A 26070-nucleotide genomic window follows, 5' to 3' on the forward strand; every position below is an offset into this window, starting at 1 on the left:
AGCCCTCCCTGGGGGAGAAACCCCAGGTCAGACGGGTAATGCGTTGTGCCCCCGGCAGGATTCGAACCTGCGACACCCGCTTTAGGAGAGCGGTGCTCTATCCCCTGAGCTACGAAGGCGGGGCCTCGCGTGCAACGTGGCTGAATACTCTGCGTGAGCGTTCACCCGCGCTGCGGCAAGGGTGGGACCGCCGCTGACGGCGGTCCCTGACAGGTTAGCGGATCAGACGGGGGTGGTGGGGGCGAGGCTGATGCCTCGGCCGGGCTTCGTTCCGAGGCCGGCACCGGCACATCCGCCCGACCCTCATGGACCCGACTCCCGCGAAGCCGCGTTGCCCCCGTCCCGTACCGCCCCGGCGGCCGTGTGCCTGTGCCGCAGGGTTCGGCGGGTGCGGTGCAGCCGGAGGGCTAGTTGGATCTCAAGTGCGCGATCAGGGTCCTGCCAGTTCGATCCGAGGAGTTCGGTGATGCGCTCCAGGCGTCTGGACACCGTGTTGGGGTGCACATGCAGGGCCGACGCCGCGCGCGTCGGGCTCGACGAGGAGGCGAAATACGCGTCCAGTGTGCGGGTCAGCTCCGTGAAACGCTGGGCGTCGTAGGCCAGTACGGGGCCGATCACGGACTCGACGTAGTCGCCGACGCCGTGGGTCTCGGAGAGCAGTACGCCGAGGAAGCCCATCTGCTGCGGAGTGGCGACGGAGCCGATGTTGCCCAGCTCCGTGAGCGCTTCCAGACAGCTGAGGGCCTCGCGGTGGGCCTGGGCCACGCGGTCCGGGGCCGAGACGGGTCCGGCCGCCCCGATCGTGACGGGACGGCCGACGAGCGGCGTGAGTTCTCTGGACACCGCATGCGCCGCGGCGAGGGGGGCCTCGCCGGGGATCAGCAGGGTCACACAGCCCTCACGGACTCTCATGAGCCCGGACATGCGATGGGCGTACGACGACGCCCACGCGGCGGCGCGGCCTTCCGGACCTCCCTCGGGCCGTGCCAGCACCACCACGTGCGGTTCGTCGACGGCGATGCCGAGCCGGCGTGCCCGCGGGATCAGCCGGGGCGGCTGCGGCCGGATGTCACTGAGGAGTTCCTCCAGCAGTTCGTCACGGAGCTGGTCGTGGGCGACGGCCGAGGTGCGCTGCAACAACAGGATGAGGGCGACCGCCCACGCGGTGAGTTGCAGCAACCGGACCCCGAAGTCGTCCGTGAGCGGTTCGTCGGGGACCAGCAGAAGGGCACCGAGGTTCTCGCCGCCGGCCGTGACCGGCGCGACCCAGCCGCCCTCGGGCACGGGCACCGGGCGGCCCGCCGCATGGGCGTCGTAGGTCCACCTGAGGACGTCGTCCTCGGCGAGTTCCGGCGGCGTACCGATCGCCACGACCCTGCGTCCGACGCAGTCCCTGACGACCAGCGCCCCCGACAGTTCCCTGGCCGCGGCTTCGGCGAGGGTCCGGGGATCGCAGCCGGCGAGCACCAGGTCGATCAGCCGTATGTAGGCGGCCTCGACGCGGCGTTGCGCGTGGAGACTGCTCCGGGCGCGGGACGTGTCCCGTTCCAGCTCGGTCACCTCGGCGCGGGTGTCCTCCAGCAGCCGTGCGCGTTCGACGGCGACGCCCGCCACCTTGCCGAGGGAGCGCATGAGGCTGATCTCGTCCGGCGTGAAATGCCGTACCTTCCGGTCGGCGCCGTAGAGGGTGCCGAAGACCGTCGTACCGTGGCCGAGCGGCACCGCCAGGATGGCGTGCAGGCCTTCGGCCCTGACGACGGCGTCGATGTCGGGGGAGCGCGGAAGGTCCCGGTCGGCCAGGTAGTCGGGGCTCCAGGCGGGCGCTCCGCTTCGCTGGACGAGGCTGCCGAGGCCCGAGTCGTCGGAGGTCCTCAGGCCCACGCTGAGCGATGTGGTGTCGCCCTCCGCCGCGCGGATGACGGAGCCCGCGCCCTCGTCGTCCGCGTCGCGCAGTGCGACGTAGGCCATGTCGACGTTCAGCAGTCGGCGTGTCCGTCGTGCGATCTCGTGCAGAAGCGCGTCTGTGCCGTGCACCAGCGTGAGGTCGTGGGCCGTGTCGACGAGCGCGGCGAGTCCGGCCTCGCGCTGCTGCGCATGGCCGATCATGGCCCGGACGCGCGAGGCCAGGCGGACGGCCTGGTCGAGTTCCGCGAGCCTCCCGTCGGAGGTCTCGTTGCGGCGCGCGGCATCCAGCAGTTCCTCGAACCGGGCTGACGGCGCCCCCGCCGCGAGCAGTTCCAGTACGGACATCACGTCCGGCGAAGCCGGCTCCGGCCCCCCTGCCATCACGTCCCCCGTGCTTCCTGAGTTCCTCGCCCTGCGGTTTCAGCAGCTCACGGTACGTGGCCGCACGGCTGTTCCTCGAAGGTGGTGGCCGAGGCACCCCTGTGCCTTGTGAGCAGTGTGGTCGGACCACCTGTCGCTCGTTCGCGATGTCACGGAACATCGAGCCCGGGCGGCGTCGAGGCCGCGTACGGCCCTCGAAACACCCCCAGCACTCGCAGTCCACCACCCTTTCCGATCACACGTGAGGCGAGCTGTGCAGCAGCATGACGTCGCCCAGGCCGAGCGGACGAAGCCGGCCGCGACGGCCGCCGACGCGGCAGGCGACGCGGCCGCCGACGAGGCAGGCGGCAGGAGAAGAGGCGCGGCCTTCGCCCTGCTGGCGTCGGTCCAGTTCGTGCTCGTCCTCGCCATGAGCGTGCTCAACGTCGTACTCCCCGACATCCAGCGCGAGTTCGGCCTCGACCGCGCCGAACTCGCCTTGCTCGGGGCGTCCTACCCCATGTCGTTCAGCGGGCTGCTGCTTCTGGGCGGCCGACTGTCCGACCTGTACGGCACCCGTCGGGTGTTCCTTCTCGGCACCCTCGTGTTCGGCGTGAGTTCCGCGCTGGCGGGCGTGTCCACGGGGCTGTGGATGCTGCTGGCGGCGCGCTTCGTCCAGGGCGCCGGCGCGGCACTGGCCGTACCGGCCGCGATGGCGCTGGTGAGGTCCGTTCACCCGGAGCCCGCGCGGTACGCCCGTGCCATGGCCGTCTGGGGCGGGCTCGCGGCCTCCGGCGGGACCGCCGGGATGCTGCTGTCCGGGGTGGTGGCCTCGTGGAACTCCTGGCGCTGGGCGTTCGCCGTACCGGTCGCGGTGGCGGTGGTGACCCTCGCCGCCGCGCCCCGGCTGGTCCCCGAAGGCGCGCCGCCCCGGGGTGGCCGGCTGGACGTCCTCGGAGCCGTCCTGGTCACCAGCGGGATCGCTCTGCTCGGCTACGGCCTCGTGGAGGCGCCGGAGCGCGGCTGGACCTCTCCGGTGGCGCTCGGCACGCTGCTCGGCGGCGGTGCGCTGCTGGCGGGCTTCGTCGTCACCGAGGCACGGGTGGAGCAGCCGCTGTTGCCGCCGGCGTTCCCTGCCTCGCCGCGCCGGGCCGTGGCGCTGCTCGCGGTCTTCCTGGGCGCCGCCGGGATCACCACGATCTTCTTCATGCTCGCGCTGTACTTCCAGGAGGTTCGGGGCTACTCCGCGCTGAGGACGTCGGCGGCGTTCCTGCCCTTCGGGCTGACCCTGGTCGTCAGCGGCGGGTCGGTGGGCAGGCTGGTGCAGCGCTTCGGACCGCGCGTGGTCCTGGTCACGGGACTGGCGCTCGCCGGTCTGGGGCTCGCGGCGCTGGGCCGGATCGGCACGGGCACTCCGTACGTCGGCGCGGTGCTGGTCGGTCTGGTGCTCTTCCCCGCCGGGACGGCGCTGGTCTTCGGCGGATCCACCGTCTCCGTGACCACCGACGTCCCGCAGGACCGCGCGGGTCTCGCCGGCGCCGTGGTCAACACCGCGCTGGAGGCAGGACCCGCCGTCGGCCTCGCCGTCCTGGTCACCCTGGCCGCGGGACGCACCGCCGGCCTGGAAAGCGCCGGCACGGGTTCGGCGTCCGCCCTGACCTCCGGCTACGGCTTCGCCTTCACGGTCGCCGCGGTGGCCTTCGCCGCCGCAGCGGTGTGCGCGTTCTTCCTGCTGCGACCGCGCTCGCCCGGGAACACCGCCTGACAGCTCCGTCGCCCTGAGCGCGGCGGCCGGCCCCCCCGGGTCTCCCGCCACCTCAGCGGCACCCCGGAATCCCGACTCCCAACTCCCGTCCGCAACGACACATGTCAAGGAGCACCCCCCATGACCGCCCGATTCAAGGACAAGGTCGTCATCGTCACCGGGGCCGGATCCGGCATCGGCCGGGCCAGCGCCAGGGCCTTCGCGCGTGAGGGCGCCACCGTGGTCGCCGCGGGTGTCCGGCCTCAGTCCGTCGAGGAGACGGCGCGACTCGTCGGCGCGGACGGCGGCACCGCCGACGCCGTCGTGGCCGACGTCACCCGGCCCGAGGACATGGCGCGCCTGGTGCGCACGACGGTCGAGCGTCACGGCGGCCTGCACGTCGCGCACAACAACGCGGGCGTCTTCGGCAGGCCCACCCCTGTCGCGGACCTGGACCTGTCCGTGTGGCGGTCCGTCCTCGACGTCAACCTGAACGGCGTCCTGATCGGCATGCAGCAGGAGATCGCGCACATGAGGGCGCACGGCGGCGGCGTCATCGTCAACACCGCGTCCAACATCGGCTTCCACGGGCGCCGGCCCGGCATGGCCGCCTACGCCGCGTCCAAGGCCGCCGTGAGCACCCTCACCCGCGTCGCCGCCCTGGACCACATCAAGGACAACGTGCGCATCAACGCGGTGAGCCCCGGCGCCACGGACACCGGCATGTCGCTGCGCCCGGGGGAGACCGACGCCGACCGCGCGGCCCGGCTGGCCACGACGGTGCCGATCGCCCGCGTCGCCACGACCGACGAGATCGTGGCCGCGGTGCTGTGGCTGGCGTCCGACGAGTCGAGTTTCGTCGTCGGCCACGACCTCGTCGTCGACGGCGGCGTCACCAGCTGATCAGACGCCCCGCCCCTCACCTCACCCCTTCCGCCCCACCCCGCCGAACATCGCCACCTCCGCCGGCAGCTCGCCGGACGGGTCCTCCGGGCGCCACCGGTTGCAGGAGACCACGCCCGGCTCGAGCAGCTCGAGGCCCTCGAAGAAGCGGGACACCGCCCCAGGCGTCCGCTGCGTCAGCTTCGGGGTGCCGTGTTCGTTCCAGAAGGCGACCGCCGCGTCGACGTCCGGCATGTCCGGGCGGGTGATCGTGTGGGAGAGGACGAGGTGGCTGCCCGACGGCAGCCGGTCCATCAGGTTGTGCACCACCCCGTACGCCTCCTCGTCGTCCTCGATGAAGATGACCACGCCGAGGAGGACGAGGGCGACCGGCTGGCTGAAGTCGAGGGTCCGCGCGGCCTGTTCGAGGACGGCGTCGATGTTGCGCAGGTCGTCGTCCAGGTACGCCGTGGCGCCCTCCGGCGTGCTGGTGAGCAGCGCCTCGGCGTGGGCCAGGACGATGGGGTCGTTGTCGACGTAGACGACGCGGGAGTCGGGGGCGACGCGCTGGGCGACCTCGTGGGTGTTGTCGGCGGTGGGCAGGCCGGTGCCGATGTCGAGGAACTGGCGGATGCCGCAGGGGCCGGCCAGGTGCCGCACCGCGCGGCCGAGGAACTGCCGGTCGGCGAGGGCGTAGTCGCCGATGCCCGGGTGCAGGGCGCGGATCTGGTCGCCGGCGGCCTGGTCGACCGGGTAGTTGTCCTTGCCGCCCAGCCAGTAGTTCCAGATGCGGGCGGTGTGCGGCTGGTCCGTCCTGATGCGCTTGCGTGCCTCGAGCGATGCCGCGGATATCTCCGACACTACGTCCTCCCTGAGCCGGCCGGCAGCTGTCAAGGAGCAACCTAGCGGCGGGAGTTGGGGGCCAGGGGGTCACCCCCTCGCGGCGGGCGTGTCAGGGTGCCGTCGTGCGGGTGACCCGCACCCGGTACTCCTCCTCGTCCCCGGCCAGCACCGCCACCCGTACCCCCTCCTCGCGGTCCACGAAGCTCTGGCCCGGGGCGAACGTGGCGTCCGACAGTTCCGCGTGCACGTTGGGCGCCCGGGTGCAGCCGCCGCTGTCCCGGGTCGCGTCGTGCACGCGGATCGGGCCCATGCCCGTGTCCACGTCCGCGTCGACCCGGTAGATCAGGACGCCCGGCCGGCACACCGCCTCGTCGTTCCCGCCGCGCGTGCGCACTTCGACCGCGTACCCGGAGTGGGCGTCGAGCGGGACGAAGATCAGTTTGGGGCCGCCCGCGCGGGCCAGCGGCGTCAGGACGTACTCCCGTGAGCCGCGCTGGGCCACGCAGCGCACCTGGGACGAGTCCAGCCAGCCCAGCTTCCACTTGTGCCAGGCGAGGAAGTCGTTGTTGGCGCCCCAGTCCTCGCTCATGATGTCCCAGTGGCCGACCGCGCCTCCGCCCTCGGCGGTGTAGAGGTCGGGCAGGCCGAAGACATGGCCGTTCTCGTGGGGCAGCACGCGGTAGCCGGTGCGGGCGTAGGAGCCGGAGCCGTCGTCCTGGCGGGAGTAGACGAACGACGCGTTGGAGAGGGGCCGGCCGTCGGCGGTGGGGGCCTCGTCGTTGCCGGCGAAGGTGACGGACAGGACGGTGTCCAGGGCGGCGGGGCCCGCGTTGGGGGTGACCAGGACGTTCACCAGGTCGTACGCCTGGAAGTCCACCTCCGTGTCGGCCGCGGAGACGATGTCGCGGATCAGTTCCCGGTAGCCGGGGTCGAAGGGGGCGCCGCGCTCTATGCCGTACTGGCGGAAGGACTTGGGCATGCGCAGCCACTCGGGGACCGGCAGTTCGGGGCGGTAGTCGAGGCGGCCGTAGGAGCTGGTGGTGAACCACTCGCGGGTCTGCGGGAAGAACTCGCGGTAGCGGTCCAGGGCGTCGCCCTCGCCGGGCGCGTCCGAGAAGTCGATCATCAGGGTGAGGGCGCGGACGGTGCCGGTGGAGCGGGTGTAGCCGGGGTCGGTCGGGACGCCCTCGGACATCTGGACGTCGCGGTCGCTGCCGATCATGCAGGGGCCGTGGACGGAGCTGCGGGAGAGGGCGCTGGGGCCGGCGCCGGGCGCGGTGGTCGTCGGGGAGAGGTGGCCGCTGCCGGCCGAGCTGCAGACCGCGAGGGTGAGGGCGGCGACGGAGCCCAGGGCGGCCAGGCGGCGCGGGGATATCCGGCCTCGGCTCGGCTGCGGCTGCATGGGGGGACCTCCGCTCCGCACGGCAGCCGCCGTCTCCGACTGCACCCTCGCGATCACCCTGCGTCACTGGTGGGGGGTGCGCTCGTCGGGTGGTCCGATCGTGGGGTCGGATGAGCGTGTGAATGTGACCTGGGTCACGAGAAAAACTTCCGGCACGGGAAATAACCGGGGATCGTCTCCCCGTTTACACCTGTGTCCGCACGATCCGGGGAGTCGATCCCCGGTTCACCGCAGACACGCAGACGCAGCGATCACCGCAGACACACGGATCGGTGCGGACGCAGACCAGACGTCAGAGCAACACCCCGAGGAGTGCACCGTGACCGCGACGACCGTGACCCCCGTGCCGCGCAAGGTGCCCCGGCCCCGCGCCGACGCCCTGCGCAACCGGGAGCGGATCGTCGCCGCCGCCCGGGAGATGTTCACCGAGTTCGGGCCCGAGGTCCCGCTCGACGAGATCGCCCGCCGGGCCGGCGTCGGCAACGCCACGGTGTACCGCAACTTCCCCGACCGCGACGCGCTCGTGCGCGAGGTCGTCTGCTCCGTGATGGACCGTACGGTGCGGGCGGCCGAGCAGGCGCTGAGCGAGACCGGGGACGCCTTCGAGGCGCTGGAGCGCTTCGCGCACACGGCCGCCGACGAGCGGATCAGTGCGCTGTGCCCGATGGTCTCCAGCACCTTCGACCAGAGCCACCCCGACCTGGAGGAGGCGCGGCGACGCGTCGAGGCCCTCGTCGCCCGGCTCATGGACCGCGCCCGTGAGGCCGGTCAGCTGCGGGACGACGTGGAGTACGGCGATCTGATGGTGGGCGTCGCGCAGCTGAGCCGGCCCCCGGCCGGCACCGCCTGCATGAGCGCCGACCGCTTCGTCCACCGCCACCTCCAGCTGTTCCTGGACGGCATGCGGGCGCCCGCGCCCTCCGTCCTGCCGGGTTCGGCCGTGACCGTGGAGGACCTGCGCCGCTGAGCCACTCCTGACGCCACCAGGCCGCCCGTCCTGATCACGGGCAACGGTGTTGACGGCCGTCGACGGGGACGCGCCGCTGCCGGAACACGCCCGATTTTTCGTTACTCACACATTCATTCCGCTACATGTCCCGAAGTGGGTACCTCCATGTCTGAAACAGTCTCCCCGGCCGGTAAGGCCCCGGGCCGCGCCGACGCCGGCGCCCCGGACGCCAACCGCTGGAAAGCGCTCGTCTTCATCGCGATCGCCCAGCTGATGGTCGTCCTGGACGCCACCATCGTGAACATCGCCCTGCCCTCCGCCCAGCAGGACCTCGGCATCTCGGACGGCAACCGCCAGTGGGTGGTCACCGCCTACGCCCTGGCCTTCGGCGGTCTGCTGCTGTTCGGCGGCCGGATAGCCGACCTGTGGGGGCGCAAGCGGGCCTTCGTGGTGGGTCTCGGCGGCTTCGCGCTGGCGTCCGCGCTGGGCGGCGCGGCCACGAATGAGGCGATGATGTTCGGCGCCCGCGCACTCCAGGGCGCGTTCGGCGCGCTGCTCGCGCCCGCCGCGCTGTCGCTGCTCGCGGTGATGTTCACCGACGGCAAGGAGCGCGCCAAGGCGTTCGGCATCTACGGCGCGATCGCCGGTGGCGGCGGCGCCGTCGGCCTGATCCTCGGCGGCTTCCTCACCGAGTACCTGGACTGGCGCTGGACGTTCTTCGTGAACATCCCGTTCGCCGTCGTCGCCGCGGCCGGCGCGTACTTCGTCATCCGTGAGCCCGCGGGCGGCCGCAACCGCTCCCCGCTGGACATCCCCGGCGTGATCCTGTCCACCCTGGGCCTGGTCGCGCTGGTCTACGGCTTCACCCGCGCCGAGTCCGAGGGCTGGAGCGACACCCTCACCGTCGCCATGTTCGTCGCCTCGGCCGTGCTGCTCGCCGCGTTCGTGGCCGTGGAGGCGCGGGTCAAGGCGCCGCTGCTGCCGCTGCGCGTGATCACCGAGCGCAACCGCGGCGGGGTCTACCTGTCGCTGGGCCTGGCCATCATCGCGATGTTCGGCCTGTTCCTCTTCCTCACCTACTACCTCCAGGTCGTGAAGGGCTACTCGCCGGTGAAGACCGGCTTCGCCTTCCTGCCGATGATCGCGGGCATGATCACGGGCTCCACCCAGATCGGCACCCGGCTGATGACCCGGGTCGCGCCCCGGCTGCTGATGGGCCCCGGCTTCCTGGTCGCCGCGCTCGGCATGCTGCTGCTGACCCAGCTGGAGATCGGCACCTCGTACGCGGCCGTGCTGCTGCCGGGCATGCTGCTGCTGGGTCTCGGCATGGGTACGGCGTTCATGCCGGCCATGTCGCTGGCCACGCTGGGCGTCGAGCCGCGTGACTCCGGTGTCGCCTCCGCGATGGTGAACACCTCGCAGCAGGTGGGCGGCGCGATCGGCACGGCCCTGCTGAACACGATCGCCGCCTCCGCCACCACCGCCTACGTCGCCGACCACATCGGCGGCGCCTCGGGCCGGGCCCAGCAGCAGCTGGTCCAGCTCCAGGGTCAGGTGCAGGGGTACACCAGCGCCATCTGGTTCGCGGTCGGAATCCTGGTGGCGGCCGCGGCCATCGCCCTGACCCTGATCAACGCGGGCCGTCCGGGCGGCACCACGGTCGCCGGGTCCTCCGAGGCGGCCGCGGAGAACGAGGCGGCCGTGCCGGTGGCCATGCACTGACCCACCGGCCCACGGGCCGCATCCACGGAGCCACCCGTGCGGGAGAGGAAGGGGACGCCCCTTCCGCACGGCTCCCCAGGACCTGCCCCGGCTTCCGCGGTGTCAGCGGAGCCAGGGCAGGTCCGCACCCGCTTCGCTCGGCTGAAGTCCCTCGGCGACGATCCCCATGATCTCGCCGAGGGACTTCTGCTGTTCCGGGGTGAGCCGGTCGAACACCGCCTGCCGTACGGCGTTGACATGGCCGGGGGCGTGGCGGCGCAGCACGTCCGTGCCCTCGTCGGTGAGCACGGCGAACTGGCCGCGCTTGTCGGAGGGGCAGTCCTCCCGGCGGACCCAGCCGTTGCGCTCCAGGCGGGCGACCGCGTGCGAGAGACGGGAGCGGGTGATCTTGGCGTCCTTGGCCAGTTCCGTCATCCGCAGCCGGCGGTGCGGCGCCTCGGCCAGCTTGACCAGCAGGCCGTAGTAGACGTGCGGCATGCCCGCGTCCCGCTGGAGCTGACGGTCGAGGTGGTCCTCCAGGAGCGTGGTGGCGTCGACGTACGCACGCCAGACGCGCTGTTCCTCGTCGGTGAGCCAGCGTGGCTCCCCGGCGGCTGCCGATGATGCGGGTGCCGTGTCCATGTACTCCACTGTACGGGGGCTCTCCTTGAAGGTTAAACAAATGAGCGGTACGGTGGGCAGGCAAAGCTTGAGAGTTCAAATATGCGGAAGGGAGTCGCCGCCATGACCGCCGCCACTCAGGAGCGCATGCCGGCGCTCTATCTCAGCCACGGCGCCCCGCCCCTGGCCGACGACCCCGTCTGGCCCGGCGAGCTGGCCGCCTGGTCCGCGGACCTGCCCCGCCCCACGGCGATCCTCGTCGTCTCCGCCCACTGGGAGGAGGCCCCGCTCGCCCTCGGCGCCACCGAGACCGTCCCCCTGGTCCACGACTTCTGGGGCTTCCCCGAGCACTACTACCGGGTCACCTATCCCGCCCCCGGCGCCCCCGAGCTCGCCGCGTCCGTGCGCAAGCTGCTGCGCGCCCCCGGCACCCCCGTCCAGGACGTCCCCGACCGGGGCCTGGACCACGGCGCCTACGTCCCGCTCGTCGAGATGTACCCGCAGGCGGACATCCCCGTCCTCCAGGTGTCCATGCCGACCCTCGACCCGGTGAGGCTGATGGAGATCGGCCGCCGCCTCGCGCCGCTGCGCGACGAGGGCGTGCTGATCGTCGGCTCCGGGTTCTTCACCCACAACCTCGCCGCGCTGCGCCAGGGCGGCATCCCCGCCTGGTCGGCCGAGTTCGACGCGTGGGGCAGGGAGGCGCTCCAGGCGCGGGACGTCGACGCGCTCCTCGACTTCACCCGCAAGTCCCCGGCGGGCCGGCTCGCCCACCCGCGCACCGAGCACTTCGCCCCGCTCTTCGTCACCATGGGCGCCGCCGACGCGGCCGGCGAGCTCGGGGAACAGAAGTCCGTGATCGACGGGTTCTGGATGGGGCTGGCCAAGCGGTCGGTGCAGTTCGGCTGAGCTCCCGGCGTTGAGCCTTGTGCGCCGAGCTCACAGCTCCTTCTCGTGCCAGGCCACGTCCCACCAGCGGCCGAACTTGTGACCCACCTCGCGGTACGTGCCGACGTACCGGAAGCCGAAGCGCCCGTGCAGCGCCGTCGAGGCGGCGTTCGGCTGGGCGATGCCCGCGTAGGCGCGGTGCAGGCCCTCGTCCGTCAGGGCGTCGAAAAGGGCCTGGTAGAGCAGCGTGCCGATGCCGCGCCGGCCCGCGTCCGGGGCGACGTACACCGTCGTCTCCACGGACGTCGCGTAGGCGGGCTTCGCGCGGAACGGGCTCGACGAGGCGTAGCCGAGGAGCCGGCCGGTCCCGGCGGCCGTGGCAACCATCAGGCGGTGGGGGCCGTCTACAGGGTGGGAGAGCAGCCAGGGGCGTCGCTCCGCCGGAGTGAACGGCGTGGTGTCGAACGTGACGGCCGTCTCACGTACGTAGTGGTTGTAGAGGTCGGTGAGGGCCACCAGGTCGCCCTCGTCCCCCGGCCTGACCTGCACCTCTGCGTGATCGGACACCGTCGCACCTCCCCGCGTGGCCGGAGAGGGTACCGCATGATCAGAAAAATCGGGGGACGGGTTGGGAATTCTGTCCTGATTCCAGTCGTTGTTTCCTACGGATGCGGGCACCCGAGCAGAGTCCGGACAGAGACCCTGAAGACCGTGCCGAGTGTCCGCAGGACCACCCGCTGACCTCATCATCGCAAGGGAGCACGCATGGCAACCCGTGCCGTCGCCCGTCGTCAGTCCGCCTCCGGCGAGACGGTCGACTCGGCAAGCAGTGTTCGCGCCCATGGCGGCGAGATCGCCGACCGCGACCTGGTCGGCATGTACCTCGACGAGATCGCGCGCACGCCGCTGCTCGACGCCGCCAAGGAGGTCGAGTTGTCGCAGATCATCGAAGCGGGTGTGTTCGCCCAGCAGATCCTCGACGGCCTCGAGGAGAACAAGGCGGGAGCCACCCCTGAGGAGCTCCAGGCCCTGGTCGACGCGAGCGAGCGGGCGAAGGACGTCTTCATCCGTTCCAACCTCCGTCTGGTCGTCGCGGTCGCCCGCCGGTACCCGCGCAGCGGTCTGCCGCTGCTCGACCTGATCCAGGAGGGCAACGCCGGCCTGGTCCGCGCGGTCGAGAAGTTCGACTACCGCAAGGGCTTCAAGTTCTCGACGTACGCCACCTGGTGGATCCGGCAGGCCATCACCCGCTCCATAGCCGACCAGTCGCGCACCATCCGCCTGCCCGTCCACCTGGTGGAGGAGCTGGGCCGGATACGGCGCGTGCAGCGCGAGTTCAACCGTGAGCACGGCCGCGACGCCGAGCCCGCGGAGATCGCCGCCGAGCTCGGTTCCACGCCGGAGCGCGTCACCGACGTGCTCGACTGGGCGCGCGACCCGGTCTCGCTGAACATGTCGGTGGACGACGAGGGCGAGACCCAGTTCGGCGACCTCCTGGAGGACACCTCCGCGGTGTCGCCGGAGCAGTCCGTGATGACGCTGCTGCGCAGCGAGGAGCTGGACGACCTGATCGGCCGCCTCGACCAGCGCACGGCCTCCATCATCAAGATGCGCTACGGCATCGAGGACGGCCGGGAGCGCACGCTGACCGAGGTCGGCAAGGAGCACGGACTGACGCGCGAGCGCATCCGCCAGATCGAGAAGCACGCGCTGCTGGAGCTGAAGAAGCTGGCCCGTTCCACCGGGTTCGACGCGGCGGCGTGACGGGAGCTTCCGTCCGCCGGCGCGGCGGCCGGCCCCCGCGTACGGGCGTCGCCCGCGCCGCGTGACGGCCGGGTCCCGCGCGGTCGCGTGAGGGGCGCGAGCCGCGTGCGCCGGGTGGCGGAAGACCGCGCAAAACATGGCTGTTCCCCGCCGCTTCAACCCGCTGGGGCCAGGGAACAAGACGTGTGAACCCAGCAGTACGAAAGCCTTGGGGCCGCGGCCCCCGGGCCGACCCACGCACCACGTCCCGACGCACCACCCCCCCGGCGCCGGGACTTCCCACGCCGGGTCCGGCGCCTGTCCCCCCGGGCGCCGGGCCCGGCTTTTGCTGTGTGCCGCGCTCATTGCCGCGTGCCGCGCTCATAGCGGGTCACCCCGGACCTGAACCCCGGGGTGGCCCGCCAGATGGCAGATTGTGCCACATGGGCATAGCCTGCCGAACGTGAGCAGCACCACCCCGACGCCGCCCCCGCCGTTCCCCGAAGACCCGGCCGCCGACGGCTCGTTGACCGAACGACGCAAGGCGCAGACCCGCCTGCGCATCGCCCGCACCGCCGCAGGACTCTTCGTCCGGCACGGGCTGCGCGCCACCCGCGCCGAGGACATCGCCCACGCGGCGGGCGTCGCCCCGCGCACCTTCTACCGGTACTTCCCCACCAAGGAGGAGGCCATCGGCCCCCTCTACGCGCTCGGCGCCCGCCGCTGGGTGGACGCGGTGCGTAACGCGCCCACCGGGACGCCTCTGCCGCGGGTGCTCGAGGAGGCCGCGCGGCACACCCTCACCCCCGGCCTCGGGGTCACCGAGGAGTCCTGGAACTGGGTCCGCACCCTCATCCGGCTCGCGGCGGACAACCCCGCGCTCGGCAGGGTGTGGGCGGAGGCCTGCCGCGCCTCGGAACGGGACCTGGCGGACGCGCTGGCCCACCGGCTGAACGACGGCCGGCCCCCGCGCCCCGACGCCGACGTCGCCTCCCGCACCCGCCTGTGCTTCGCCGCGGCCGTCGCGAGCGCCGCCGTCCGCACCGCCATGGAGAGCTGGGCCTCGGGCGACGGCCCGGCGGAGGGCCCGGCAAGCCCGGCGGAACTCGCGGCCACCAATCTGGCCGCGCTGCGGGACTTCCCTTGGGACGGGGTGGTGGGGGCGCGGGGGCGGTGAGTGAGGGAGTGGGGGGCTACTCGGTGGTGCCCGGGGTACCACCCCCCGCCTCCATCAGCCGTGCGCCCAGTGCTCTCGTCGCCTCCGCCAGTTCCGGTGGCGCCTCGACGGTGAAGGGGAGGCCCGTCATGGCCAGGCGTACCGCCAGCCAGTCCTTCGGGTCGTTCACCGTCGCCCGCAGGCGGCACCTCCCGTCGTCCAGCGGCTCGGGCGCGCCCACCCAGTGCGGGAGCCGCGCCGAGAGCGTCGCGGGGGGCGCGGCGAACGTGACGACGGCCTCGTACGACTCCTGCGCCCGGTACATGGACCGGCGCAGGAACTCCGCGGCGCTGCCCGTCGGCAGTTCGCGCGGTGCGAAGCGGGCGCCCGTGGCGAACGGGTCGCCGACCCGGTCGACGCGGAACGTGCGCCAGTCCGCGCGGTCGAGGTCGTAGGCGACGAGGTACCAGCGGCGGCCGGTGGACACCAGCCGGTGGGGTTCCGTCAGGCGCCGGGACTCGGTGCCGTCGGCCGCCCGGTAGGAGAACCGCAGCCGCTCGTTCCCGGCCACCGCGGACGCCATCACCGTGAGCGTCTCCGGGGCGATGGTCGCGCCGTCCCCGCTGGTCAGCGGTGTCGTCGCGGCCTGGAGGGTGCTGACGCGGTGACGCAGCCTGCCGGGCAGCACCTGCTCCAGTTTCGCCAGGGCCCGCACCGACGCCTCGTCCACACCCTCCAGGGCGTGCCCGGCGCCGGCCCGCAGACCGACCGCGATCGCCACCGCCTCCTCGTCGTCCAGCACCAGCGGCGGCATCGCCTTCCCCGCGACCAGCCGGTAGCCGCCGTCCGCGCCCATCGACGCCTGCACGGGATAGCCGAGGTCCCGCAGCCGCTCGATGTCCCGGCGCACCGTGCGCCGGGAGACGCCGAGCCGGTCGGCCAGTTCGCCGCCGGGCCATTCGCGGGGGGTCTGGAGGAGGGAGAGCAACTGGAGCAGCCGTGCCGGGGTGTCCGTCGTCATGCTCCGAGCATGCCCCACCACTAGGACCGGATCTGACCTACTGGGGCCATAGCGTCAGCGACATGCACTCCACCGACATCGCTCACGCACGGACACCGGAGCCCGCCACGGGCGACCGCCGGCGCTGGTTCGCGCTGGCCATCGTGATGACCGCGGCCTTCATGGACCTCGTCGACGTCACCATCGTCAACATCGCCGTCCCGTCGATCCAGCGCGACGAGGGCGCCAGCTTCAGCCAGATCCAGTGGATCACCGCCGGTTACGCGCTCGCGTTCGCCGCCGGGCTGGTCACCGGCGGACGGCTCGGCGACATCCACGGCCGCAAGCGGATCTTCCTCCTCGGCATCGGCGGCTTCACCGTCGCCTCCGCCCTGTGCGGGTTCGCCGTGAACCCCGAGATGCTGGTCGCCTCCCGCATCCTCCAGGGCGCCATGGCCGCGCTGATGGTGCCGCAGGTGCTGTCCATCGTCCACGCCACCTTCCCCGCGCACGAACGCGGCAAGGTCTTCGGACTGTTCGGCGCGATCGTCGGCCTCGGCGCGGTCTCCGGACCGCTCCTCGGCGCGCTGCTGACCCAGGGCAACCTCTTCGGGCTGGAATGGCGGCCCATCTTCCTCATCAACCTGCCCGTCGGCGTCGCCGCCCTCGTCCTCGGCAGCCGCTTCATCACCGAGTCCAAGGCGCCGCGCGCCCTGAAGCTCGACCTGCCCGGCGTCGCCCTCGTCACCCTCGCCCTGCTCATGCTGCTCTACCCGCTCACCCGCGGCCGCGAGCTGGGCTGGCCGGTGTGGGGCTACGTGTCGATGGCCGGCGCGCTCGTCGTGTTCGGGATCCTGGTGGCGTACGAGCGGGCCAAGGGCGCCCGGGACGGGTCCCCGCTGATCGAGCTGTCGCTGTTCCGGGTGAAGAGCTTCGCGGCGGGCATCGCCGTGCAGACGGTGTTCGGCGTCGGCCTCGGCGTGTTCTTCCTGGTCTGGACGCTCTACATGCAGATCGGGCTCGGCTGGAGCGCCCTGCGGGCCGGGCTGACGGGCGTGCCGTTCTCCGTGGCGGTGTCGGTGGCCGCCGGGGTGTCCGTGCAGCAGCTGGTCCCGCGCTTCGGCCGCAAGGTGCTCCAGGCGGGCGCCCTGGTCATGGCGGCCGGTGTGCTGATCTACCTCGCCGAGGCCGAACGCTACGGACTGGCCGTCACGTCCTGGCAGATGGCGCTCCCGCTGGTCGTCATGGGCGTCGGCATGGGCCTCATCGTGGCCCCGCTGACCGACGCGGTCCTCTCCGAGGTGCCGCGTGAGCACGCCGGATCGGCCTCCGGGCTCATCAACACCGTGCAGCAGATGGGCAACGCGCTCGGCCTGGGTCTGGTGTCCGTGGTGTTCTTCGGCGTCATCGACGAGCCGCTCGCGCCCGCCGAGACGGGCCCGGCCTTCGTGGACGGCTTCACCCACGCGCTGGGCTGGGTGGCCGCGGTGCTCGGAGTGATCTTCCTGCTGATGTTCGCCCTGCCGAAGCGGCCGGCGCAGCACGTCGAGGCCGCCGAGGGCGGCCTCGGTGAGGAGGCGCCGGCGGCGGGGGAGAAGGAGCGGGAGCTGGTGTCCTGACGGGCCCGCGCTGACGTGCCGGAGCCCGGAAGCAGACATGATCGGACGCCCGGTCATGCCCGTTTCCGGGCTTCGACTGTTTACTTTCCGGACATCCCGACGTAGCCTCCCTCCGAAATCACACGTTCGGGCACGGGCATGGGCACGGACGCGGGAACGGACACGGGCGCGTCAGGTGCATGCCGGCGCGGACGGAACCGGGAGGCAGGCGGTCATGTACGCACCGGAGCGGCAGCAGGAGATCCTGCGCCTCGCGCGTGACGGCGGACGCGTCGACGTGGTCTCGCTCGCCGAGGCGTTCCAGGTGACCGCCGAGACCATCCGCCGGGACCTCAAGGCCCTCGACCGCGCCGGACTCGTCCGCCGGGTCCACGGCGGCGCCATCCCCGCCGGACGCCTCGACTTCGAACCCGACCTCGCCGAACGCGAGACCACCGCCGCCGACGAGAAGGACCGCATCGCCCGCGCCGCCCTCGCCGAGGTCCCCGCCGACGGCACGATGATCATTGACGCCGGCTCGACCGCCGCCCGCCTGGCCGGCTTCCTCACCCCGGACCTGTCCCTCACCGTCGTCACCCACAGCCTGCCCATCGCCGCCCGTCTCGCCGACCACCCCGGCATCCAGCTCCATCTCGTCGGCGGACGCGTACGGCACCGCACCCGCGCCGCCGTCGACGCCTGGGCGCTGCGCGCGTACGCCGAGATCCGCGCCGACGTGCTGTTCCTCGCCGCCAACGGGTTCTCCGCCGAGCACGGGCTCACCACCCCCGACCTCGCCGAGGCCGCCGTGAAACGCGCCGCGACGGCCGCCGCCCGGCGCGTGGTGCTGCTCGCCGACTCCTCCAAGCACGGCCAGGAACACTTCGCCCGCTTCGGCGGCCTCGACGACGTCGACCTCCTCGTCACCGACACGGGACTCAGCCCGCAGGACGCCGCCGCCATCGAGGCCGGCGGCACGGAAGTGGTACGCGCATGATCCTCACCGTCACCCCCAACCCGTCCCTGGACCGCACCTACGAGGTGCCGTCCCTGGACCGCGGCGAGGTCGTCCGCGCCACCGGCGAACGCGTCGACCCCGGCGGCAAGGGCGTCAACGTCTCCCGCGCCGTCGCCGCCGCGGGCCGGCGCACCGTCGCCGTCCTGCCGCTCGGCGGCGCCCCCGGCGCCCTCGTCGCCGACCTCCTCGACGCCCAGGGCATCGAGGTCGCCCCCGTCCCGGTCGCCGGCGCCACCCGCTCCAACATCGCCCTCGCCGAGGCCGACGGCGTCCTCACGAAGATCAACGCCCCCGGTCCGGACCTCACCCCCGCCGAACAGGAACACCTCCTCGACACCGTCCGCCGCCACGCCGCCGGCGCCGACTGGATCGTCTGCTGCGGCAGCCTCCCCCGCGGTCTCGCCCCCTCCTGGTACGCCGAACTCGTCGCCCGCGTCCACGCCGCCGGCCTGCGCATCGCCCTCGACACCTCGGGCCCCGCCCTGCGCGCCGCCCTCCGCGAACACCCCGACGTCGTCAAACCCAACGCCGAGGAACTCGCCGAGGCCGTGGGCCGCCCCCTCGCCACCGTCGGCGACGCCCTCAAGGCCGCCGAGGAGCTGCGCGCGGCGGGCGCCCGCGCCGTCCTCGCCAGCCTCGGCGCCGACGGCCAGCTCCTCGTCGACGACGACGGCGCCTGGTACGGCACCGCCCCCGTCGACGCCGTCCGCAGCAACGTCGGCGCCGGCGACGCCTCCCTCGCCGGGTTCCTCGTCGCCGGCGGACGCGGACCCGAGGCGCTCGCCTCCGCCGTCGCCCACGGCGCCGCGGCCGTACGCCTCCCCGGCAGCGTCATGCCGTCCCCCGGCGACCTCGACCCGGCCGCCGTGACCGTCACCGCCGGCATCCCCGTCGACCGGCCGCTCGAGGGAGCGGCCACATGACCGGCCCCACCCCTCACGCCCCTGGTTACGAGCTCCCCCGTCCCCCTCTCGTCCCCACCCCCGCCCGCCCCGCCGTACGGGCCACACGGGCGATACGCGTGCGAAGGAGCCCGCGATGAGCGACACCATCACCGCGGACCTGGTCGACCTCGACCTGTCCGCCGACACCAAGGAAGCGGCGGCCCGCGCCCTCGCCGAACGCATGGCGGCCCACGGCCGGGTGACCGACCTGGAGGGCTTCCTGGCCGACGTCGCCGCCCGCGAGGCGCAGATGCCGACCGGCCTCGACGGCGGCATCGGCATCCCGCACTGCCGCAGCGCGCACGTCACCGAGCCGACCCTCGCCTTCGGCCGCAGCGCCTCCGGCATCGACTTCGGCGCCCCCGACGGGCCCGCCGACCTGATCTTCCTGATCGCCGCCCCGGCCGGCGCCGACGACGCCCACCTCACCCTCCTGTCCGCCCTCGCCCGGCGCCTGATGAACACCGAGTTCACCGACGCCCTCCGCGCCGCGACGGACGCGGAGGCCGCGGCGGCGCTGATCCGGGGGGAGGAGACGGCTTCCGGCGACACCGGCGCCGGGAGTGAGGCGGCTCCCGAGAGGGCTGCTGAGGGCGCGGAGGCGGCTTCCGGGAGCGCGGAGGCGGCCTCCGGCGACCGTCCCTTCCGGATCGTCGCCGTCACCTCCTGCCCCACCGGCATCGCCCACACCTACATGGCCGCCGAGTCCCTGGAGAACGCCGGACGCGAGGCGGGCGTCGAGATCGTCGTCGAGACCCAGGGCTCCGCCGGCTTCACCCGGCTCGACCCGGCCGTGATCGCCGCCGCGGACGGCGTGATCCTCGCTCACGACGTCCCCGTACGGGACAAGCACCGCTTCGCCGGGAAACCCACCGTCGACACCGGCGTCAAGGCCGCCGTCAACCGGCCCGCCGCCCTCATCACCGAGGTCCGCGACAGGGCCGCACGCGGTGAGACCACCGAGGCCGCCTCCGCCTCCACCCCGGTGGAACGCGCCGGCACGGACGGCGAGGGCTACGGCACACTCCTGCGCCGATGGCTGATGTCGGGCGTCAGCTACATGGTCCCGTTCGTGGCCGCCGGCGGACTGCTCATCGCCCTCGGCTTCGCCATCGGCGGCTACGAGATCAACGAGGCCCCGTCGGTCATGGACCACTTCGTGTGGACCCAGGCCGACAGCTGGGGCGCGCTGCTCTTCCAGACCGGCGGCGTCGCCTTCGGCTTCCTCGTCCCCGTCCTCGCCGGATACATCGCCTACGGCATGGCCGACCGCCCCGGACTCGTCCCCGGCTTCGTCGGAGGCGCCATCTCGCTCACCATCAACGCCGGCTTCCTCGGCGGTCTCGCCGCCGGACTGATCGCCGGCGGCGTGGTGCTCGCCATCCAGAAGGTGAACATCCCGGCGGCGCTGCGCGGCATCATGCCGGTGGTCGTGATCCCGCTGATCTCCTCGGCGGTCGTCGGCTTCCTGATGTTCGTCGTCATCGGCAAGCCCATCGCCGAGGCGCAGAAGGGCATGACCGACTGGCTCAACGGCCTCACCGGCACCAACGCCGTCCTGCTGGGCGCCCTCCTCGGCCTGATGATGTGCTTCGACCTCGGCGGCCCCGTCAACAAGGTCGCCTACACCTTCGCCACCGCCGGCATCGCCGTCGCCGACCCGGGCGACTCCGCGATGAAGATCATGGCGGCGGTCATGGCGGCCGGCATGGTCCCGCCGCTCGCCATGGCCCTCGCCACCACCGTGCGCGCCCGCCTCTTCAACCGCGCCGAGCGTGAGAACGGCAAGGCCGCCTGGGTCCTCGGCGCCTCCTTCATCTCCGAGGGCGCCATCCCGTTCGCCGCCGCCGACCCGCTGCGCGTCATCCCCGCCTCGATGGCCGGCGGCGCGGTCACCGGCGCCCTGTCCATGGCGTTCGGCGCCACTCTGCGCGCACCCCACGGCGGCGTCTTCGTGGTGCCCCTCATCGGCAACCCGCTGCTCTACCTCGTCGCCGTCGCCGCCGGTGTCGGCGTGACCACAGCCCTCGTGATCGTCCTCAAGGGCCTGCGCCGCACCACCGGGCCGGCCGCCCCGGCCCCGGACGCGGACACCGCGGCGGCACCGGCCGGAAGCACGGGAACCAGCAAGGAAACCGTCGCCGCACAGCCGCTGTGACGATGCGTCCGTTTGGGGGTGTGTGGGCAGTTCATGCCTAGTGCGATATAGATCACGATCGTCATGGTCCGGGGTACAACTCCCCGGACCGTGGTGTGTACTGGGGCGCATGGCTGAGCACGAGACCCTCTCGCGGACGACGGGTGCCACCGTCCTCACCCTGGTGGTGGTGGCCTGCGCGGCCGGTCTGGCCGACGCCCTCCGGCGCCGCGTACGCCTCCGCAGGCGCGCCCGCCCGAACGCCGGGGCGGAGCCCGCCGTGGCGCACACCCACACCCACCACGGCGGCCCCACGATCCCCCGCCAGCGGGCCACGGGCCCGAGCGCGGAGACCGTACGCCTCACCGAGGCCGAGCGCGACGCGTTCGCCGTCCTCGTACGGCGCCTGGCCGAAGGGGACTAGGCCGAGGGGCCAGGCAAAGGGCAGGTGAAGGGGAGCAGGCGAAGGGGGCCGGGCACGGGGCGGACGGGCGGGGTCAGCAGGCCTGGGCGGCCCGGCGCTCCATAGCCCGCCGCGCGGCGTCCTCGCTCGCGTACACCTCGCACATGTGCCGCCCGTCCGGCGTCACCGTGTGCTCGACCTCCCACAGCGAGATCTCCCCGCCGTCACCCAGCAGGAACGCGTGCTCGTACAGCGCGATGCACAGCGCCACCCGGCCCGCCCGCGACGGGCGGCCGAACGCCTGGGTGATGCGATGCGCGCACGCCGTCGACAGCAGCGCCGCCGTCTCGGCGTCCGGCCGGTCCGCGTTCTCCGCCCGGCGCAGTAAACGGCGCGCGTGGTCGGGGGAGTCGTCCGAGGCGTACACCTGCCGCACCGCCGGCAGCGGGAACGCGGCGGCCGTCACCGGCAGTTCGAAGTCCGGGGCCTCCGACGGCAGCGGCAGCCGCGCCGTCGCCGTCCGCAGCTCATCCTCGTCCACGTACACCTCGTGCTGCGGCTCGCCGCCCGGGGCCGTGTTGTGCGCCAACTCCCAGAGCGTCAGCGCCGAACCGTCCGCCAGCAGCCACGTGTGCCGGTACGTCTCCCGGTGCAGGCCCGCGCTGTGATGCGCCGAGTGCAGGGAACTGTCGTGCGCCAGCGCGCAGTCCAGCCGGCGGATCGTCTCGTCCGGCAGCTCGAAGGAGTTCAGGGCGCGGCCCAGGAGGCGCGCGAGATGCTCCTCCGGTGAGTCGGACGAGTCAGGTGGTTCGCACGCTGCCGTCCCGTAGGGAACGCTCAAGGTTTCTCCCGGCGTTGCTGCATGTCACCTTGTGGGTGCATACGGTAGCCCCTCGCCCGGACGTCATGTCCGGGAACCGAGAAAACGTATGCCCCGACGACGAGCGGACCACACAAGGGAGTTCCCCGTGAAGCCCGCCCGCTCCGCGTCCCGCCGTCCGGCACCACTGGACACGTCGTCTCGGCCGTGACGTAAGTTGCGGAGCGTTTCACTCCGCACCCTACGCACGAGAGAAGAGGCCCCGCAGTGAGCGACCCGGAGAAGACCAGCCTGTGGCAGGGCTTCAAGGCCTTCCTGATGCGCGGCAACGTGGTCGACCTGGCGGTGGCGGTCGTCATCGGCGCCGCCTTCACCAACATCGTCAACGCGGTCGTGAAAGGCGTCATCAACCCCCTCGTGGGCGCGTTCGGCACCCAGAACCTCGACAGCTACGCGTCCTGTCTGAAGGGCCCCTGCGAGGGCAGCGGGGACGCGGCGACCGGGGTGCGGATCCTGTGGGGTTCGGTGCTCGGCGCGACCCTTCAGTTCGTGATCACGGCGGCCGTCGTCTACTTCCTGATGGTGCTGCCCATGGCCAAGTACCTGGCCCGCGTGGAGGCGCGCCGCAAGGCGAAGGAAGGCGCCCACGAGGTCGTCGAGGTGACCGAGCTGGAGGTGCTGAAGGACATCCGCGACGCCCTGCTGGCCCAGCGTGCGCAGGACCAGGGCAGCGGCCCGGGGGCCGACGGCGGGTCCGGGCGGTCCGGCGACGGCGGGCGGTAGACGCCGTCCGGTCAGATGTGGTGGGGCGGCTTCTCGTCGAGGAAGCGCTTCAGGTCGGCGGCGCTGTCCCCGGACGGGCGCTCGCCCCATCCGCGGTCCGTGTCGTCGGCGGTCTGCTGGTCCAGCGGGTCGTCGAAGACGAGCGCGGGCTTCGGCTCGCGCGGGGGCTCGGGGGCGGTACTCATGGCTCCAGGGTACGGCCGGGGCCGTGGGGGCATGACTGCCTCCATGAAGGCTGACGCTCTGACGGATGTGGCCGGCGTGCGCGTGGGACACGCGACACGGACCGGCGACGGATGGCTCACCGGCACCACGGTGGTGCTCGCACCGGAGGGCGGCGCGGTCGCCGCGGTGGACGTGCGCGGCGGTGGTCCGGGCACCAAGGAGACGGATGCGCTGGACCCGCGCAACGTGGTGCAACGGGTGGACGCGGTCACGCTGACCGGCGGCAGCGCCTACGGCCTGGACGCGGCCTCCGGGGTGATGGCCTGGCTGGAGGAGCGGGGCCGCGGGGTGCGGGTCGGCCCGGAGCCAGCGCATGTGGTGCCGGTGGTGCCGGCCGCCTGCGTCTTCGACCTGGGCCGCGGCGGCGACTTCCGGGCCCGGCCCGACGCCGCCCTGGGCCGCGAGGCGGTCGAGGCGGCCGCGGCCACCGGCACCGGGGCGCCGGTGCCCCAGGGCTGCGTGGGCGCGGGGACGGGCGCCGTGGTGGGCCAGCTGAAGGGCGGGATCGGCTCGGCGAGCACGCTCCTGCCGTCCGGGGTGACGGTGGCCGCACTGGTGGTGGCCAACGCGGTCGGGTCCGCGCTGGACCTGGAGACGGGCGTGCCGTACGGGGAGTACTTCGGCGGGCGGCCGCGGCTGCCGGACCCGGACGTGCACCGCGCCGCACGGCGGCGGCTGGCGGAGTCGGCCGGGCGCAACGCCCCGCCGCCGATGAACACCACGCTGGCCGTGGTCGCCACCGACGCCGACCTGAGCCGCGCGCAGGCGCAGAAGGTGGCCGGCACCGCGCACGACGGCATCGCGCGCGCCGTCCGCCCGGTGCATCTGCTGAACGACGGCGACACCGTCTTCGCCCTGGCCACCGGCACGCGCCCGCTGGACGGGAAGGATCCGCTCGCGCTGAACGAGGTGCTCGCGGCGGGCGCGGACCTGGTGACCCGGGCGATCGTCCGCGCGGTACGGGCCGCCACCCCGGTGGACGGTCCGGGCGGCGCCTGGCCGTCGTACCGGGAGCTGTACGGGGGGAGCTGACGGCGGGCGGGGTCGGCCGCCGGACAAGGACGAAGCCGTCACCACAGCGTCACCGCCAGCCGTGCCGTGGCGCTCGCGCCCGCCAGCTCCGCCGCCGTGCCCCGCGGCACCGACAGGACGACCAGCGCGCCCCCGTCCCCGTCCGCCGGCTCCGGCACCTCCGTGACCCGCGCCCCGCGCGCGACCACTCTCGCCCGCCCGCCGGACACCGTCTCCTCCGCCGCGATCACGTCCACCCGGTCACCGGGCCGCAGCAGCCGGACCGTGGCCGCGTCGGCGATCCGCACCGGCGCGGTGACCGTCGCCGCCGCGCGCCGCTGCCGTACGGGGCGGTCGTCGCCGCCGGACGCCACGGGTGTCCCGGCCGCCCTGGCCGGCTCGGGATGTCCGCGCGACCGGTCGGTGTCCCTCGGGCCCGCCGCGACCAGCGCCGCCGCGGTCACCGCCAGACCGACCGCCACCGCGCGCCTGCGGTGCCGCGCCAGACGGCCCGCGAGCGGCAGCGCACCGCGCACCCGCACCGGGTCGAAGTGCGGCACCTCGCACGGCGGCGGCACATCGGCGCCGTGCGGACGCGGGAACGGGGAACGACGGTACGCGGACGACGCAGGGGGCGCGGACGACATGGACGTCACGGACGACATGGACGTCACGGACGACATGGACGACGCGAGCGACGTGAGCGACACGGACACGGGACCTCCACCTGACACGCGGGAACGGCTTGCGCACCCCACGATGAAGCCCCCGGCGGATCCCCGCCGGGGGCTGTGAACGCATCCTCGGTTGTGGAAAACCCGGCCACCCGAACGAGCGCCTCCGCGAAGCCGCGACCCCGCGCCTCCGCGAAGCCGCGACCCCGCGCCTCCGCGAAGCCGCGACCCCGCGCCTCCGCGAAGCCGCGCCTCCGCAACGCCGCGCCTCCGCAACGCCGCGCCCCGCGAAGCCGCCCTCCCCCACCGGGACGGCGGCCCCGCACCCCGCCCTACGGCAACACGAACCCCGGATCCATCCCCCCCAGCGCCGACGCGCACAGACAGTCCCGCTCCTCCGTCGACGGCAGCGCCGCCACCGCGTCGAACAGCACCCCCCGCAGCCGGTCCACGTTGGCCGAGAACACCCGCAGCACCTCGTCGTGCGAGACGCCCTCGCCCGTCTCGGCGCCCGCGTCGAGGTCCGTGACCAGCGTCATCGACGTGTAGCAGAGCTCCAGCTCACGCGCGAGCGCCGCCTCGGGGTGCCCGGTCATGCCGACCACCGACCAGCCCTGCGCCTGGTGCCAGAGGGACTCGGCGCGGGTGGAGAAGCGCGGGCCCTCGACGACGACCAGCGTGCCGCCGTCCACCGCCTCCCAGTCCCGGCCGCGCGCCGCCTTCAGCGCGGACGCCCGCCCGGCGGGGCAGTAGGGGTCGGCCAGCGACGCGTGGACCACGTTCGGCACCGTGCCGTCCGGCAGCGGCAGCCCGTCGAAGTAGGTGTTCGCGCGGGACTTGGTGCGGTCCACGAGCTGGTCCGGCACCAGGAGCGTGCCCGGGCCGTACTCGGGGCGCAGGCCGCCCACCGCGCACGGGCCGAGGACCTGGCGCACGCCGACCGACCGCAGCGCCCACAGGTTGGCGCGGTAGTTGATGCGGTGCGGGGGCAGGTGGTGGCCGCGTCCGTGCCGGGGCAGGAAGGCCACCCGCCGGCCGGCCACCTCGCCGAGGAAGAGGGAGTCGCTGGGCGCCCCGTAGGGGGTGTCGACCTGGACCTCGGTCACGTCGTCGAGGAAGGAGTAGAAGCCGGATCCGCCGATCACGCCGATCTCGGCGTTCGCCATGTTCGCCATGGCCCCGACCCTAACGGCACCCGGAAACGCGCCGGGAAAGGCAGCGGGAAACGCGGGGGGAAACACCAGGGCCCCGCCGTCTCGCGAC

At 73.2% G+C, this 26070-nt stretch carries 24 protein-coding genes and 1 tRNA gene; 14 read left to right on the top strand and 11 right to left on the bottom strand.

What is annotated here, in order from left to right; genetic code table 11:
• Nucleotides 1–46: 46 nt before the first annotated feature.
• Together ACFOSY_RS24485 and ACFOSY_RS24490 are read right to left on the bottom strand one after the other, a co-directional pair.
• Nucleotides 47–119: transfer RNA gene (locus ACFOSY_RS24485), tRNA-Arg, on the bottom strand.
• Between the two features lie 184 nt (nucleotides 120–303).
• Nucleotides 304–2250 (bottom strand): helix-turn-helix domain-containing protein, encoded by a 1947-nt coding sequence (locus ACFOSY_RS24490; RefSeq protein WP_394310545.1) that lies wholly within the window; start codon nucleotides 2248–2250, stop codon nucleotides 304–306.
• Nucleotides 2251–2539: 289 nt separating this feature from the next.
• Between ACFOSY_RS24490 and ACFOSY_RS24495 the strand changes: the two genes are divergently transcribed.
• Both ACFOSY_RS24495 and ACFOSY_RS24500 read left to right on the top strand, forming a co-directional pair.
• Complete coding sequence (locus tag ACFOSY_RS24495; RefSeq protein ID WP_394310547.1) at nucleotides 2540–4030, top strand: MFS transporter; 1491 nt, start codon at nucleotides 2540–2542, stop codon at nucleotides 4028–4030.
• Nucleotides 4031–4150: 120 nt separating this feature from the next.
• Entirely contained in the window at nucleotides 4151–4912 is a 762-nt protein-coding gene (locus tag ACFOSY_RS24500) for an SDR family NAD(P)-dependent oxidoreductase (RefSeq protein ID WP_394310549.1), read from the top strand.
• A 21-nt stretch (nucleotides 4913–4933) separates the two neighbouring features.
• Here the strand turns inward: ACFOSY_RS24500 and ACFOSY_RS24505 are convergent, their stop codons facing one another.
• Both ACFOSY_RS24505 and ACFOSY_RS24510 read right to left on the bottom strand, forming a co-directional pair.
• Nucleotides 4934–5752 (bottom strand): SAM-dependent methyltransferase, encoded by an 819-nt coding sequence (locus tag ACFOSY_RS24505; protein ID WP_394310552.1) that lies wholly within the window; start codon nucleotides 5750–5752, stop codon nucleotides 4934–4936.
• A gap of 91 nt (nucleotides 5753–5843) precedes the next feature.
• The gene (locus ACFOSY_RS24510) at nucleotides 5844–7136 is read right to left on the bottom strand and encodes a M6 family metalloprotease domain-containing protein (RefSeq protein WP_394310558.1); all 1293 of its coding nucleotides are present in this window, start codon (nucleotides 7134–7136) and stop codon (nucleotides 5844–5846) included.
• 319 nt (nucleotides 7137–7455) lie between these two features.
• On the opposite strand from ACFOSY_RS24510, the gene ACFOSY_RS24515 reads away from it, so the two are divergent.
• Together ACFOSY_RS24515 and ACFOSY_RS24520 are read left to right on the top strand one after the other, a co-directional pair.
• Entirely contained in the window at nucleotides 7456–8103 is a 648-nt protein-coding gene (locus ACFOSY_RS24515) for a TetR/AcrR family transcriptional regulator (RefSeq protein ID WP_394310560.1), read from the top strand.
• Nucleotides 8104–8250: 147 nt separating this feature from the next.
• Nucleotides 8251–9807: an MFS transporter gene (locus ACFOSY_RS24520; protein WP_394310563.1), complete on the top strand. Its 1557-nt coding sequence runs from the start codon at nucleotides 8251–8253 to the stop codon at nucleotides 9805–9807.
• Between the two features lie 102 nt (nucleotides 9808–9909).
• On the opposite strand, the gene ACFOSY_RS24525 is transcribed toward ACFOSY_RS24520, so the two are convergent.
• The gene (locus tag ACFOSY_RS24525) at nucleotides 9910–10428 is read right to left on the bottom strand and encodes a MarR family winged helix-turn-helix transcriptional regulator (RefSeq protein WP_394310565.1); all 519 of its coding nucleotides are present in this window, start codon (nucleotides 10426–10428) and stop codon (nucleotides 9910–9912) included.
• A gap of 126 nt (nucleotides 10429–10554) precedes the next feature.
• On the opposite strand from ACFOSY_RS24525, the gene ACFOSY_RS24530 reads away from it, so the two are divergent.
• Nucleotides 10555–11316 carry a dioxygenase family protein gene (locus ACFOSY_RS24530; protein WP_394310898.1) on the top strand — a complete coding sequence of 254 codons (762 nt, stop codon included), beginning with the start codon at nucleotides 10555–10557 and terminating at the stop codon, nucleotides 11314–11316.
• A gap of 30 nt (nucleotides 11317–11346) precedes the next feature.
• Here the strand turns inward: ACFOSY_RS24530 and ACFOSY_RS24535 are convergent, their stop codons facing one another.
• Nucleotides 11347–11862, bottom strand: coding sequence for a GNAT family N-acetyltransferase (locus ACFOSY_RS24535; protein ID WP_394310567.1), 516 nt, complete (start codon nucleotides 11860–11862; stop codon nucleotides 11347–11349).
• Between the two features lie 198 nt (nucleotides 11863–12060).
• Between ACFOSY_RS24535 and ACFOSY_RS24540 the strand changes: the two genes are divergently transcribed.
• Together ACFOSY_RS24540 and ACFOSY_RS24545 are read left to right on the top strand one after the other, a co-directional pair.
• Complete coding sequence (locus ACFOSY_RS24540) at nucleotides 12061–13059, top strand: sigma-70 family RNA polymerase sigma factor (protein WP_394310569.1); 999 nt, start codon at nucleotides 12061–12063, stop codon at nucleotides 13057–13059.
• Between the two features lie 442 nt (nucleotides 13060–13501).
• A complete protein-coding gene (locus ACFOSY_RS24545; RefSeq protein ID WP_394310571.1) occupies nucleotides 13502–14215 on the top strand; it encodes a TetR/AcrR family transcriptional regulator in 714 nt (237 codons plus the stop codon).
• Between the two features lie 16 nt (nucleotides 14216–14231).
• Here the strand turns inward: ACFOSY_RS24545 and ACFOSY_RS24550 are convergent, their stop codons facing one another.
• The gene (locus ACFOSY_RS24550; RefSeq protein WP_394310573.1) at nucleotides 14232–15215 is read right to left on the bottom strand and encodes a helix-turn-helix transcriptional regulator; all 984 of its coding nucleotides are present in this window, start codon (nucleotides 15213–15215) and stop codon (nucleotides 14232–14234) included.
• Nucleotides 15216–15277: 62 nt separating this feature from the next.
• Between ACFOSY_RS24550 and ACFOSY_RS24555 the strand changes: the two genes are divergently transcribed.
• The 5 genes from ACFOSY_RS24555 to ACFOSY_RS24575 all read left to right on the top strand — a co-directional run bounded on the left by ACFOSY_RS24555 (nucleotide 15278) and on the right by ACFOSY_RS24575 (nucleotide 21315).
• Entirely contained in the window at nucleotides 15278–16813 is a 1536-nt protein-coding gene (locus tag ACFOSY_RS24555) for an MFS transporter (RefSeq protein ID WP_394310577.1), read from the top strand.
• Between the two features lie 214 nt (nucleotides 16814–17027).
• A complete protein-coding gene (locus ACFOSY_RS24560) occupies nucleotides 17028–17789 on the top strand; it encodes a DeoR/GlpR family DNA-binding transcription regulator (RefSeq protein ID WP_394310579.1) in 762 nt (253 codons plus the stop codon).
• The gene (gene pfkB, locus ACFOSY_RS24565) at nucleotides 17786–18733 is read left to right on the top strand and encodes a 1-phosphofructokinase (RefSeq protein WP_225657137.1); all 948 of its coding nucleotides are present in this window, start codon (nucleotides 17786–17788) and stop codon (nucleotides 18731–18733) included. Before ACFOSY_RS24560 ends, pfkB begins: the two co-directional genes overlap by 4 nt.
• 115 nt (nucleotides 18734–18848) lie before the next feature.
• Complete coding sequence (locus ACFOSY_RS24570) at nucleotides 18849–20912, top strand: PTS fructose transporter subunit IIABC (protein WP_394310582.1); 2064 nt, start codon at nucleotides 18849–18851, stop codon at nucleotides 20910–20912.
• A gap of 109 nt (nucleotides 20913–21021) precedes the next feature.
• A complete protein-coding gene (locus ACFOSY_RS24575; protein WP_394310584.1) occupies nucleotides 21022–21315 on the top strand; it encodes a hypothetical protein in 294 nt (97 codons plus the stop codon).
• A 73-nt stretch (nucleotides 21316–21388) separates the two neighbouring features.
• Here ACFOSY_RS24575 and ACFOSY_RS24580 read toward each other — a convergent pair whose 3' ends face one another.
• Nucleotides 21389–22135: a DUF6227 family protein gene (locus tag ACFOSY_RS24580; RefSeq protein ID WP_394310587.1), complete on the bottom strand. Its 747-nt coding sequence runs from the start codon at nucleotides 22133–22135 to the stop codon at nucleotides 21389–21391.
• A gap of 297 nt (nucleotides 22136–22432) precedes the next feature.
• Between ACFOSY_RS24580 and ACFOSY_RS24585 the strand changes: the two genes are divergently transcribed.
• Nucleotides 22433–22897: a large conductance mechanosensitive channel protein MscL gene (locus tag ACFOSY_RS24585; protein ID WP_394310901.1), complete on the top strand. Its 465-nt coding sequence runs from the start codon at nucleotides 22433–22435 to the stop codon at nucleotides 22895–22897.
• 11 nt (nucleotides 22898–22908) lie between these two features.
• On the opposite strand, the gene ACFOSY_RS24590 is transcribed toward ACFOSY_RS24585, so the two are convergent.
• Nucleotides 22909–23082 (bottom strand): hypothetical protein, encoded by a 174-nt coding sequence (locus ACFOSY_RS24590; RefSeq protein WP_006131152.1) that lies wholly within the window; start codon nucleotides 23080–23082, stop codon nucleotides 22909–22911.
• Between the two features lie 43 nt (nucleotides 23083–23125).
• Here ACFOSY_RS24590 and ACFOSY_RS24595 point away from each other — a divergent pair, with 43 nt between their 5' ends.
• Nucleotides 23126–24154: a P1 family peptidase gene (locus ACFOSY_RS24595; RefSeq protein WP_394310589.1), complete on the top strand. Its 1029-nt coding sequence runs from the start codon at nucleotides 23126–23128 to the stop codon at nucleotides 24152–24154.
• A 38-nt stretch (nucleotides 24155–24192) separates the two neighbouring features.
• Here ACFOSY_RS24595 and ACFOSY_RS24600 read toward each other — a convergent pair whose 3' ends face one another.
• Both ACFOSY_RS24600 and ACFOSY_RS24605 read right to left on the bottom strand, forming a co-directional pair.
• A complete protein-coding gene (locus ACFOSY_RS24600; RefSeq protein ID WP_394310903.1) occupies nucleotides 24193–24780 on the bottom strand; it encodes a hypothetical protein in 588 nt (195 codons plus the stop codon).
• Nucleotides 24781–25139: 359 nt separating this feature from the next.
• A complete protein-coding gene (locus ACFOSY_RS24605; RefSeq protein WP_394310591.1) occupies nucleotides 25140–25982 on the bottom strand; it encodes an S-methyl-5'-thioadenosine phosphorylase in 843 nt (280 codons plus the stop codon).
• Between the last annotated feature and the right edge of the window lie 88 nt (nucleotides 25983–26070).

This window comes from Streptomyces lusitanus, assembly GCF_042647945.1.
GTDB lineage: Bacteria > Actinomycetota > Actinomycetes > Streptomycetales > Streptomycetaceae > Streptomyces > Streptomyces pseudogriseolus.

What these genes read in the sequence shown, in the direction of transcription:
- ACFOSY_RS24590 (WP_006131152.1), bottom strand. Translation starts at nt 23,082, where the DNA reads ATGAGTACCGCCCCCGAGCCCCCGCGCGAGCCGAAGCCCGCGCTCGTC.
- ACFOSY_RS24600 (WP_394310903.1), bottom strand. Translation starts at nt 24,780, where the DNA reads ATGTCGTCCGCGCCCCCTGCGTCGTCCGCGTACCGTCGTTCCCCGTTC.
- ACFOSY_RS24570 (WP_394310582.1), top strand. Translation starts at nt 18,849, where the DNA reads ATGAGCGACACCATCACCGCGGACCTGGTCGACCTCGACCTGTCCGCC.
- ACFOSY_RS24500 (WP_394310549.1), top strand. Translation starts at nt 4,151, where the DNA reads ATGACCGCCCGATTCAAGGACAAGGTCGTCATCGTCACCGGGGCCGGA.
- ACFOSY_RS24555 (WP_394310577.1), top strand. Translation starts at nt 15,278, where the DNA reads ATGCACTCCACCGACATCGCTCACGCACGGACACCGGAGCCCGCCACG.
- ACFOSY_RS24595 (WP_394310589.1), top strand. Translation starts at nt 23,126, where the DNA reads ATGAAGGCTGACGCTCTGACGGATGTGGCCGGCGTGCGCGTGGGACAC.
- ACFOSY_RS24540 (WP_394310569.1), top strand. Translation starts at nt 12,061, where the DNA reads ATGGCAACCCGTGCCGTCGCCCGTCGTCAGTCCGCCTCCGGCGAGACG.
- ACFOSY_RS24575 (WP_394310584.1), top strand. Translation starts at nt 21,022, where the DNA reads ATGGCTGAGCACGAGACCCTCTCGCGGACGACGGGTGCCACCGTCCTC.
- ACFOSY_RS24510 (WP_394310558.1), bottom strand. Translation starts at nt 7,136, where the DNA reads ATGCAGCCGCAGCCGAGCCGAGGCCGGATATCCCCGCGCCGCCTGGCC.
- ACFOSY_RS24490 (WP_394310545.1), bottom strand. Translation starts at nt 2,250, where the DNA reads ATGTCCGTACTGGAACTGCTCGCGGCGGGGGCGCCGTCAGCCCGGTTC.
- ACFOSY_RS24525 (WP_394310565.1), bottom strand. Translation starts at nt 10,428, where the DNA reads ATGGACACGGCACCCGCATCATCGGCAGCCGCCGGGGAGCCACGCTGG.
- ACFOSY_RS24585 (WP_394310901.1), top strand. Translation starts at nt 22,433, where the DNA reads ATGCGCGGCAACGTGGTCGACCTGGCGGTGGCGGTCGTCATCGGCGCC.
- ACFOSY_RS24605 (WP_394310591.1), bottom strand. Translation starts at nt 25,982, where the DNA reads ATGGCGAACATGGCGAACGCCGAGATCGGCGTGATCGGCGGATCCGGC.
- ACFOSY_RS24550 (WP_394310573.1), bottom strand. Translation starts at nt 15,215, where the DNA reads ATGACGACGGACACCCCGGCACGGCTGCTCCAGTTGCTCTCCCTCCTC.
- ACFOSY_RS24530 (WP_394310898.1), top strand. Translation starts at nt 10,555, where the DNA reads ATGCCGGCGCTCTATCTCAGCCACGGCGCCCCGCCCCTGGCCGACGAC.
- ACFOSY_RS24520 (WP_394310563.1), top strand. Translation starts at nt 8,251, where the DNA reads ATGTCTGAAACAGTCTCCCCGGCCGGTAAGGCCCCGGGCCGCGCCGAC.
- pfkB (WP_225657137.1), top strand. Translation starts at nt 17,786, where the DNA reads ATGATCCTCACCGTCACCCCCAACCCGTCCCTGGACCGCACCTACGAG.
- ACFOSY_RS24560 (WP_394310579.1), top strand. Translation starts at nt 17,028, where the DNA reads ATGTACGCACCGGAGCGGCAGCAGGAGATCCTGCGCCTCGCGCGTGAC.